12 protein-coding genes are annotated in these 9,548 nt (G+C 67.6%); 10 read left to right on the top strand and 2 right to left on the bottom strand.

Annotation, left to right across the window (positions count from 1 at the left end; all coding sequences use genetic code 11):
• The first annotated feature begins 97 nt into the window (after positions 1–97).
• From ACWGRX_RS24570 to ACWGRX_RS24525, 10 genes are all read left to right on the top strand, one after another.
• Complete coding sequence (locus ACWGRX_RS24570; protein WP_066473700.1) at positions 98–379, top strand: acyl carrier protein; 282 nt, start codon at positions 98–100, stop codon at positions 377–379.
• Positions 380–660: 281 nt separating this feature from the next.
• The gene (locus ACWGRX_RS24565) at positions 661–1,122 is read left to right on the top strand and encodes a 3-hydroxyacyl-ACP dehydratase FabZ family protein (RefSeq protein ID WP_291649736.1); all 462 of its coding nucleotides are present in this window, start codon (positions 661–663) and stop codon (positions 1,120–1,122) included.
• 2 nt (positions 1,123–1,124) lie between these two features.
• Entirely contained in the window at positions 1,125–2,255 is a 1,131-nt protein-coding gene (locus ACWGRX_RS24560) for a beta-ketoacyl-ACP synthase (RefSeq protein WP_452119693.1), read from the top strand.
• Positions 2,256–2,266: 11 nt separating this feature from the next.
• A complete protein-coding gene (locus ACWGRX_RS24555) occupies positions 2,267–3,550 on the top strand; it encodes a beta-ketoacyl-ACP synthase (RefSeq protein WP_452119692.1) in 1,284 nt (427 codons plus the stop codon).
• Positions 3,547–4,293 (top strand): SDR family oxidoreductase, encoded by a 747-nt coding sequence (locus ACWGRX_RS24550; protein ID WP_452119691.1) that lies wholly within the window; start codon positions 3,547–3,549, stop codon positions 4,291–4,293. Before ACWGRX_RS24555 ends, ACWGRX_RS24550 begins: the two co-directional genes overlap by 4 nt.
• Before the next feature lie 98 nt (positions 4,294–4,391).
• Positions 4,392–4,631: a CopG family ribbon-helix-helix protein gene (locus ACWGRX_RS24545; protein ID WP_452119690.1), complete on the top strand. Its 240-nt coding sequence runs from the start codon at positions 4,392–4,394 to the stop codon at positions 4,629–4,631.
• The gene (locus ACWGRX_RS24540; protein ID WP_452119689.1) at positions 4,628–4,912 is read left to right on the top strand and encodes a type II toxin-antitoxin system RelE/ParE family toxin; all 285 of its coding nucleotides are present in this window, start codon (positions 4,628–4,630) and stop codon (positions 4,910–4,912) included. Before ACWGRX_RS24545 ends, ACWGRX_RS24540 begins: the two co-directional genes overlap by 4 nt.
• Positions 4,913–4,925: 13 nt before the next feature.
• Positions 4,926–5,948 (top strand): zinc-binding dehydrogenase, encoded by a 1,023-nt coding sequence (locus tag ACWGRX_RS24535; protein ID WP_452119688.1) that lies wholly within the window; start codon positions 4,926–4,928, stop codon positions 5,946–5,948.
• A gap of 215 nt (positions 5,949–6,163) precedes the next feature.
• Positions 6,164–7,144 carry a lipid A biosynthesis lauroyl acyltransferase gene (locus ACWGRX_RS24530; RefSeq protein ID WP_291639040.1) on the top strand — a complete coding sequence of 327 codons (981 nt, stop codon included), beginning with the start codon at positions 6,164–6,166 and terminating at the stop codon, positions 7,142–7,144.
• Between the two features lie 68 nt (positions 7,145–7,212).
• Positions 7,213–7,965 carry a DUF1223 domain-containing protein gene (locus tag ACWGRX_RS24525; protein ID WP_452119687.1) on the top strand — a complete coding sequence of 251 codons (753 nt, stop codon included), beginning with the start codon at positions 7,213–7,215 and terminating at the stop codon, positions 7,963–7,965.
• 22 nt (positions 7,966–7,987) lie between these two features.
• Here the strand turns inward: ACWGRX_RS24525 and ACWGRX_RS24520 are convergent, their stop codons facing one another.
• Complete coding sequence (locus ACWGRX_RS24520) at positions 7,988–8,596, bottom strand: TPM domain-containing protein (RefSeq protein ID WP_452119686.1); 609 nt, start codon at positions 8,594–8,596, stop codon at positions 7,988–7,990.
• Position 8,597: 1 nt separating this feature from the next.
• Entirely contained in the window at positions 8,598–9,383 is a 786-nt protein-coding gene (locus ACWGRX_RS24515; protein ID WP_452119705.1) for a TPM domain-containing protein, read from the bottom strand.
• Positions 9,384–9,548 lie beyond the last annotated feature (165 nt).

Below are 9,548 nucleotides of genomic sequence, written 5' to 3'. Positions count from 1 at the left end.
ACAGCCATTCCTCGGCGGGGGGCTTGGGGCAGGCGCGGGAGCTTTCCGCGCTCGGATGCCATCCGCCTTCATCATTGAAAACGACGGGAGCACCCGCATGTCCGCCACGTTCGAGACGGTCGCCGGCATCATTTCGGAAACTTGCGACATTCCGCGCGAGAAGATCACGCCCCAGAGCCACGCCATCGACGATCTCGGCATCGACTCGCTCGCCTTCCTCGACATCGCCTTCGCGATCGACAAGGCTTTCGGCATCAAGCTGCCGCTCGAGCAGTGGACCCAGGAGGTCAACGAGGGCAAGGCGCCGGCCGAGCAGTATTTCGTGCTCGAGAATCTCTGCAAGCGCATCGACGACCTCGTCGCCGCCAAGGCCGCCTGACCGGCCGAACACCACATTGATCGGTCCGATAGATGTCCTGCCGGAGCGGCCGATCCGCCCGGCGGCCTTGAGCGCGGCCGGCGCAACCGATACAGCAGGACGCTGAAGCGCCGCGGCGCGGAGGATGAACTCTCCAACGCGGCGCCTGGTGCAGAATGCGAAAAGGCGCAGCCCGGCTTTTCGCATCCTGCTCCAGCTCCTTAATGAGAGACAGGCCTGCCCCCGGATGAGCGCCGCGCGCGCTTCTCCCGAGGCGCCCGCCTCCAACCGGTTGGAATTGCATGCGCCTCGAATATTTCGACATGATCGATCAGGTCGCGAGCTTCGTTCCGGCGGAAAAGCGCATCGTTACCCGTTCGACCGTCCCCTCGAAGAGCCCGGTCTTCGAGGGCCATTTTCCCGGCCACCCGCTGGTTCCCGGCGTGCTCCTGACCGAGACCATGGCCCAGGCCTCGGGCTATCTCCTGCTCGCCCTCAACGGGCTGTCGCAGATGCCCTTCCTGATGATGGTCGACAAGGCGCGCTTCCGTACCTTCGTCGAGCCCGATGCGGTGCTCGATGTCAGCGCCGAGCTCGTCCATGAGGGTTCTGGCTATGCCGCGACCAAGGCGAAGATCACGATCGACGGCAAGCCGATCTGCGATGCCGAATTGCGCTTCCGCCTGATGCCCTTCCCCGCCGACATGCGCGCTTTGATGGAGGCGCGCATCGCCGCCATCGGCCTCAACCCGGAAGCGGCCTGACCATGGCACATGACGTCCTCATCACCGGCATCGGCCTTGCCTCCAGCCTCGGCGAAGGCATCGAGACACATGCCCGGGCCCTCGCCGCGGGCACGGCCCCGATCGTCGACGAGACCAGCTTCGCGCCCTATCCGATCCATCCGCTGAAGCCGCTCGAGCTCGACCGCCAGATCCCGAAGAAGTCCGACCAGCGCCAGATGGAGCCCTGGCAGCGCCTCGGCGTCTACACCGCCGGCCTCGCCCTCGACTCCGCCGGTCTGAAGGAGGATGCCGAAACCAAGAGCAGGCTGCAGGTCATCGTCGCCGCTGGCGGCGGCGAGCGCGACCACGCCGTCGACAGCGCGATCCTCACCGGATTGCGCGGCGCCAACCAGCCCGGCCCCTTCCTGAACGAGCGCCTGATGGGCGATCTCCGGCCGACACTGTTCCTCGCCCAGCTCTCCAATCTGCTCGCCGGCAATATCGCGATCGTCCACGGCGTCACCGGCGCTTCGCGCACCTTCATGGGCGAGGAGCAGGCCGGCGTCGATGCGATCCGCACTGCTCATGCCCGGATCGCGGCCGGCCAGTCCGAGGTGATGTTGGTCGGTGGTGCCTATAATGCCGAACGGCGCGACATGCTGCTGCTCTTCGAGCTCGGTGGCTTCCTGCGCACGGGCAGCTTCGCGCCGGTCTTCGCCCGCGAGGACGCGCCGGGCCTGATCACCGGCAGCGCCGCCGCCTTCCTGGTGCTGGAATCGGCCGAGCACGCCAAGGCGCGCGGCGCCCATGCCCACGCAAGGCTGAGCCATGTCGGCGCGCATCGCAGCCGGCGCCAGCCCGGCTCGGTCGCCAAGGGGCTCGACCAGTTGCTCGGCGGGTTCGGGCCGGCCACGACCGGCGCGCTCGCCATCTCTGCCGCGACAGGCTGCGCCGGGATCACCGCCGAGGAGGCCGCCGCCATCGCTGCGGCCGCGCCGAAGGCGAAGCGCATCGCCACTGGAGACCTCGTCGGCCACGCCGTCGAGGCCGCCTTCCCGGTTTCGGTGGCGCTCGCCGCCGCCGCGCTCTCGACCGACGCGGCACAAGAAGCGATCGTCACCGGAGCCGCCCATTGGCGTGGCGAAGGCGCCGCCCGACTGGTCAAGGCGTGAGGAGCCAGGACATGAGCGCTAGCCATCGCGACAGCCAGGGCCGCCCGATCGTCGCCGTCACCGGGATCGGCATCATCACCTCGCTCGGTCAGGGCAAGGACGCCAACTGGCAGGCGCTGACCGCCGGCCGCTCGGGCATCCATCGCATCGAGCGCTTCCCGACCGAGGGACTGCGTACCACCATCGCCGCGACCGTCGATTTCCTGTTCGACCGGCCCTTTGCCGCGCCGGAGCTCTCCGAGAAGCTGGCGACGCTCGCCGCCGAGGAGGCCGTGACCCAGAGCGGCCTCGGCACGCCCGGCGATTTCCCGGGCGAGCTCTTCATGGCGGTGCCGCCGGTCGAGATGGAATGGCCGCAGAAGCAGGAAATGGCGCAGGCGATCGAGGGCGAGGCCGATTACGACGCCCTGCTGCGCGCCGCCGCGACCCATAAATACAAGGCGATGCACGAGCTCTTCCTGTTCGGTGGCGTCGCCGAGCACATCGCCGAGAAATTCGGCACCAGAGGTTCGCCGATCTCGCTGTCGACCGCCTGCTCGTCGGGCGCCACCGCGATCCAGATGGGCGTCGAGGCGATCCGCCGCGGCGAGACGCAGGCGGCCCTGTGCATCGGCACCGACGGCTCGGTCCATGCCGAGGCACTGATCCGCTTCTCGTTGCTCTCGGCGCTCTCGACCCAGAACGACCCGCCGGAAGCGGCCTCCAAGCCGTTCTCGAAGAACCGCGACGGCTTCGTCATGGGCGAGGGCTCGGGCGCGCTGGTGCTCGAGGATTACGACCACGCTCTGGCCCGCGGCGCGACCATTCTGGGCATCGTCGCCGGCTGCGGCGAGCGCGGCGACGGCTTCCACCGCACCCGTTCGAGCCCGGACGGCAAGCCCGCGATCCTCGCCATGCAGGACGCGCTCGCCGATGCCGGCCTGACGCCTGAGGACGTCGACTGCATCAACGCCCACGGCACCTCGACGCCGGAAAACGACAAGATGGAGGCGATGAGCTGCTCGGCCGTGTTCGGCGAGCGCATGGCCAGCCTGCCGATCTCCTCGAACAAGTCGATGCTCGGCCATACGCTGACCGCCGCCGGCGCCGTCGAGGCGGTGATCTCGCTTCTGACCATAGCCAATGGCCGGATCCCGCCGACCATCAACTACCAGCAGCCCGATGCTGCGATCGCGCTCGACGTCGTGCCCAACCAGGCCCGCGACGCCAAGGTCCGCACCGTGCTGTCGAACTCCTTCGGCTTCGGCGGCCAGAACACCTGCCTCGTCCTGACCGCGGAGCCGAAAGCATCATGACGCGGATCCTGGTCACCGGCGGCGCCAAGGGTGTCGGCGCCGCGATCGTGCGCGCGCTGGCAGGCGCCGGCCACGACGTCGATTTCACCTATCGCTCCTCGGGCGAACAGGCGCAGGCGCTCGCCGCCGAAATCGCGCAGGCACAGCCCGGCCGCACCATCCGCGCTTTGCCACTCGATCTTTCTGACAAGCCGGCGCTGGATGCCTTCTGCGAGAGGGCCGAGGACGAAGCCTATTTCGGCTTCGTCCACAATGCCGGCCAGCCCTATGATTCGCTCGCCGCGATGATGGTGCAGGATAAGGCCGAGGCGGCGATGCAGGTCAATTTCTGGGCCTTCACCCGCCTCGCCAAGAGCCTGGTGCGCGGCATGATCCGCGCCAGGGCCGGACGTATCGTGGCGATCGGCTCGGTCGCGGCCCTGCGCGGCAACCCCGGCAATGCCGCCTATGCCGCCTCCAAGGGTGCGCTGATCTCCTATGCCAACACCCTGGCGGTCGAGACCGGCAAGCGCGGCGTCACCGTCAACGTGATCGCGCCCGGCTTCGTCGACACCGACATGATGGCGCCCTATGCTGCCTATCGCGAGAAGATGGAAGCCCAGATCCCGGCCGGCCGCTTCGCCAGGCCGGACGAGGTCGCCGGTCTCGCAGCCTTCCTGATGAGCCCGCCGGCCGCCTACATCACCGGCACCGTCCTGCCGATCGATGGCGGGCTGATGGCGCAGATGGGCGTCCATCGCTGAGTTCTGCACGAACGCTTCACGTGAAACATGGCAAACGCGCAGCGCTTGGCGCTGCGCTGGGGAGTGCCTATGTTCACCCTGAACCGGAGTGAACCATCATGACGGCTGCTTTCACCATCCGCCTGGACGACGAAACCCTCGCCAAGCTCGACGCGCTGGCGGCAGACACCGACCGCTCGCGCAACTGGCTCGCCGCCAAGGCGATCGAGAACTATGTCGAACTCAATGCCTGGCAGATTGCCCGCATCAAGGAAGGCGTCGCCGAGGCGGATCGCGGCAAGTTCGCCACCGACCAGGAAGTCGAGGCCGTCTTTGCCAAATACCGGACCAAGGCGTGAAGCTCTTCTGGATCGCGCGGGCTCTCTCAGAGATCGATGCGATCTTCGCCTATGTCGCCGCTGACAGCCCATCGGCGGCGGAGCGGCTAGCGGTTCTGATCGAGGCCAGGGCCCAATCGCTGATCGATCAACCGAGCATGGGCCGCCCCGGCCGCGTTGACGGCACCCGCGAATTCGTGGTGACGGGTACGCCTTATATTCTTCCCTACCGCGTTCGTGACGAACGCGTTGAAATCCTCGCTGCCTTGCATGCCTCCCGGCAATGGCCGGACCAGTTCTGAAAGACGAAGCCCCATGCTCTCCCTCCAGCTCCATGGCGACCGCGACCTCCGTCTCGAGCAGATCGATCCGCCGCCGCCGCCCGCTCCAGGCGAGGTCCAGATTCGGGTTCGCGCCGTCGGCCTGAACTATCTCGATCTCTGGGGTTTTCGCGGCATGGCCTTCGCCAAGCGCAAGATGCCGCAGGCGGCCGGCGTCGAGGCGGCCGGCGAGATCGTCTGCATCGGCGAGGGTGTGACGAAATTCGCCGTCGGCGACACCGTGACCATGTACGGCGCGGAGACCTGCGGCCATTGCAAGGCCTGCCGCGAGGGCCGTGACAATCTCTGCGAGAACGTCGCCGGAATCATGGGCTTCCATATCGACGGCTTCGCCCGCGAGTTGATCAACCGGCCCGAACGCCTGGTGATCAAGGCGCCGAAGGGCGTCAGCTTCGAGGAGGCGGCGTGCGCGCCGATCGGCTTCGGCACCGTCCAGCACATGCTGTTCGACAATGCCAAGCTCGAGCCCGGCGAGTCGATCCTCGTCCATGCCGGCGGCTCCGGCATCGGCACGGCCGCGATCATGATGGCCAAGGCGATCGGCTGCACCGTCTACACCACGGTCGGCGACGACGAGAAGGGCGAGAAGGCCAAGGCGCTCGGCGCCGATTTCGTCGTCAACTACAAGACCGAGCGCTTCGAGGGCGAGGTTCGCCAGCTCACCAAGCGCAAGGGCGTCGACGTCGTCTTCGAGCATGTCGGAGCCGACACCTGGAACGGCTCGCTGCTCTGCCTGAAGCGCGGCGGCCGGCTCGTCACCTGCGGCGCCACCTCCGGGCCCTCGACGACGATGAACCTGATGCAACTCTTCCAGCAGCAATACCGGATCTTCGGCTCCTTCGGCTGCCGGATCGAGAACATCAGCCAGTCGCTCGACAAGATGGCGGCCGGGTTGAAGCCGGTGATCGATTCGGTCTTCCCGCTCGCCGAGTTCGAGAAGGGCCTCGCCCGGATCGAGGGCCGCAAGGTCTTCGGCAAGGTCATCGTCACGCTCTGAAGCCCGGCCGATCTGCGGCGATGGCTTGACGCGCCGGCTGCGATCCCGCAAGTCGCGCCCCGGTGTCTTGCATGAACGGCGGCGAGCGATCGTCGCCTAAAGCAGGACGCCGGATATTGGAAATCGATCACGTACCCGCATTCGGGCGCTTCCTGCCGAACGCAGCGTGATCCGGCGGCGGGCCCGACCCGCGCCTGACCGGCCGGGATCCTAGCTTGAAGCGGTTGAAGCAGTTCGCGACGCGTATCGGCGCAGGCTTGATGATCGGGCTGGTGCGCGCGTTCTTCGCCTTCCTGCGCGCGCTCGGGCCGGAGCGCGCCTCCAATTTCGGCGGCTGGCTCCTGCGCAGCGCGAGCCCGCTGATCCCGGTCAACCGCGTCGCCTACGCCAATGTCCGCGCCGCCTTCCCGGGCATCGCCGATGCCGAGGCCAGGCGCCTCGTCCGCGGCGGCTGGGAGAATCTTGGCCGCACCGTCGCCGAATACGCCCATCTCAAGACATTGTTCGACTATGACTACGCCAACCCCGACCCGAATGGCCGGGTCGAGGTCGTCGGCATCGAGCACTTCATCGCGCTGAAGGACGACGACAAGCCGGGGCTGATCTTCTCCTCCCATCTGGGCAACTGGGAATTGCCGGCGATCTGCGCCGCCACCTACGATCTCGACACCACCGCCGTCTTCCGCGCCCCGAACGATCCGGCGATCGCCGCCGTCGTCCATGAGATCCGCTCCGGCGCCATGGGCGGGCTCGCCGCCGCCAAGCAAGGCGCCGCCTTCGCCATGCAGGGCGTGCTCGAGAAGGGCGGCCATCTCGGCATGCTGATCGATCAGCATTTCACCCGCGGCGTCGTGGTTCCCTTCCTGGGACGGCCGGCGCTGACCAACCCGATCCTCGGCAAGTTCGCCCGGCGCTTCGAATGTCCGGTGCATGGGGTGCGCGTCATCCGCCTGCCGAACCATCGCTTCCGCATCGAGCTGACGCCACCGCTCGACCTGCCGCGCGACGCCAATGGCGAGATCGACGTCACCGGCGCCATGGCGATGATGACCGCCGTGGTCGACGGCTGGGTCCGCGAGCATCCCGAGCAGTGGCTCTGGATGCACCGGCGCTGGCGCCCGAACATGATCGGCACCGAGGCCCTGCGACATTTTGGGGAAAGGACACCGATCACCCCGGTTTTCAAGGCAAAGTGATTTCCAAGTGAGCGGGCACTGGCGCTTTTGGTAGCGGCCTGCTTGTATCTGGCCTCGAGTTGATCCCGATGTCCGTTCGCTATCGTCTCCTCACCGCACTCGTCACCCTGCTCTCGGCCGGGATGCCGGCCCATGCGCAACAGGCGCCGGTGCAGCCGCGAGCGGTCGTCGAGCTCTTCACCAGCCAGGGCTGTTCGTCCTGCCCGGCCGCCGATGCGCTCTTCGTCGAGTTGGCCAAGGATCCGAGCCTGATCGCACTGACTTTCCCGGTGACCTATTGGGATTATCTCGGCTGGAAGGACACGCTCGGCCAGCCGGCCTTCACCAAGCGGCAGAAGCTCTATGCCAAGGCGCGCGGCGACGGCCAGGTCTACACGCCCCAGGCCGTGGTCAACGGCACCAGCCATATCGTCGGCTCCGACAAGTCCGGCATCGAGGCGATGGTCCGCGAGCAGGCCACGACCAGCCTGCCCGTCAAGATCGCGGTCAAGGAGGCGGATGGCGCCTTGACGATCGCGCTTTCGGCGAGCGAGATCGTAACGGGTGAGAAGCCTGCCGGCGTCTGGGTCGTCTCGTTCAGCCGCAAGACCCTGGTGCCGATCGAGCGCGGCGAGAATTCCGGCAAGACCGTGACCTATGCCAATGTCGTGCGCGCCGTCACCCGCGTCGGAGACTGGTCGGGTGCGGCGGTGTCGCTGACGGCGCCGCTTGCGGTCACACAGCAGCCCAATGCCGACGGCTATGTCGTTCTGGTGCAGACTGACCAGCACCAGCGCGGCGGCCCGGTTCTCGCCGGCACGATCCTGGGCGCGGCGCGCTGAGCGGACGGCTGACCGACGTCGCCTAGAGAATCACCACCTTGTTGGGCAATTCGTCGACATCGTCGGCGACGGGCGGCGCATGCGCGGCCAGCACCTCCCCGATCGCGCCGACTGCCAGCTCCAGCCCCTCGCGCAGCCTGTCTTCACGCGCCGCGCTGAGCAGCGGCTCGATGATGCCCTTCCAGCTGGCTTCATCGACCTTGCCGTCGATTCCCGCATCCGCGACGATCTCGGCATAGCGCTCCTGTACGGCGACATAGAGCAGCACGCCGGTCCGGCCGCGCGTCAGCGTCAGCCCGCGCGCCGTGAACTCGCGCAGCGCCGTCTCATGCGCATGCCGCCGCTTGACGAAACCGGGCACGAAGCGCCCGCCGCGGCCATACCAGAGCAGGACGGCGAGCAGCAGCGCCGCCGCGATCAGCTGCAGCAGGAAGATCCGCGGCGCGCTCGTCATCGTCAGCGCCAGCAAGGGCCAGGGCACGAACAGGGCGGCAGTCAACGCCAGCACCACCGGCACGGCGAGATAGCTGCCGGCGGCACGGTCGATCACCACCACGATCTCGCCGGAGGTGCGGCGCTCGGCCTCGCGCACCGCCTCGGCGATGGCATCGCGATCCCCGGAATTCAGCATCTCACCAATCTCCCGACGCCCCGCCACCACCGGACGAACCGCCACCGCCTGAAAATCCGCCCGAACTGCCCGAGCTCCAGCCGCCTGACGAAGACCCTCCACCCCAGCCCGAGCCGCTGGACGGCGGCAGCGTCACCCAGCGCCCGTCGCGCATGCGATGCCGGCGGGCTCCACCGCTCGCCCGGCCGAGCTCGCGCATGAAGCTGACGATCAGGGTGAACACCATGATCATGACGAAGATCACGGCGAGATCCTCGGCCCAGGAGGACTCGTCCTCCCTGACCTGGGCGCGCCGCTGCCATTCCTCGGCATCGCCGGTCAGGATCGACAGGATCGCGTCGACCCCGCCTTCGATCCCGCCGGAAAAATCGCCGTTCTTGAACTTCGGCGCTACCGCGGTGGTGATGATCACCTTGGAGAGCGCGTCGGTCAGCGCCCCCTCGAGCCCATAGCCGACCTCGATGCGGACCTTGCGCTCGTTCGGCGCAACCAGCAGCAGCGCGCCATTGTTCTTGGCCTTGTCGCCGAGCCCCCAGGCCCGGAACAGCCCGTTGGCGTAGTCCTCAATGGTGAGACCCTGCAGCGAGGGCACGGTCGCGACCACGACCTGGTCGGTGGTCTTCTCCTCATGCGCCTTCAGCTTCCCGGCGATGCGGGCGCTGGCCTCGGCATCGAGCAGCTTCGCGCCATCGACGATCCGCCCGCTCAGGGCGGGATAGCTCGGCTCGGCTGCGGCGGCGAGAAATGGGACGAGGAGGAAAAGCAGCAGGGAAAGCCATGCCGCAATGACAGGGCGGGCCGGCTTCTTTCCTTCTCCCCGATGGGAGAAGGTGGCGCGGAGCGCCGGATGAGGGCCTGCCGTTTCCGCAGAAGGCACAACCACGCCGCTGCTCCTCTTCCGGAAAGGGCAGGCCCTCACCCCTGCCCCTCTCCCACTCGGGAGAGGGGTTCC

Source organism: Allobosea sp. NPDC055594 (assembly GCF_053618995.1).
This window is presented reverse-complemented; position numbering and strand designations above follow the sequence as displayed.

Coding starts and splice junctions, on each gene's coding strand:
- ACWGRX_RS24560 (WP_452119693.1), top strand. CDS start 1,125: ATGGCACATGACGTCCTCATCACCGGCATCGGCCTTGCCTCCAGCCTC.
- ACWGRX_RS24565 (WP_291649736.1), top strand. CDS start 661: ATGCGCCTCGAATATTTCGACATGATCGATCAGGTCGCGAGCTTCGTT.
- ACWGRX_RS24555 (WP_452119692.1), top strand. CDS start 2,267: ATGAGCGCTAGCCATCGCGACAGCCAGGGCCGCCCGATCGTCGCCGTC.
- ACWGRX_RS24520 (WP_452119686.1), bottom strand. CDS start 8,596: ATGCTGAATTCCGGGGATCGCGATGCCATCGCCGAGGCGGTGCGCGAG.
- ACWGRX_RS24545 (WP_452119690.1), top strand. CDS start 4,392: ATGACGGCTGCTTTCACCATCCGCCTGGACGACGAAACCCTCGCCAAG.
- ACWGRX_RS24535 (WP_452119688.1), top strand. CDS start 4,926: ATGCTCTCCCTCCAGCTCCATGGCGACCGCGACCTCCGTCTCGAGCAG.
- ACWGRX_RS24525 (WP_452119687.1), top strand. CDS start 7,213: ATGTCCGTTCGCTATCGTCTCCTCACCGCACTCGTCACCCTGCTCTCG.
- ACWGRX_RS24570 (WP_066473700.1), top strand. CDS start 98: ATGTCCGCCACGTTCGAGACGGTCGCCGGCATCATTTCGGAAACTTGC.
- ACWGRX_RS24550 (WP_452119691.1), top strand. CDS start 3,547: ATGACGCGGATCCTGGTCACCGGCGGCGCCAAGGGTGTCGGCGCCGCG.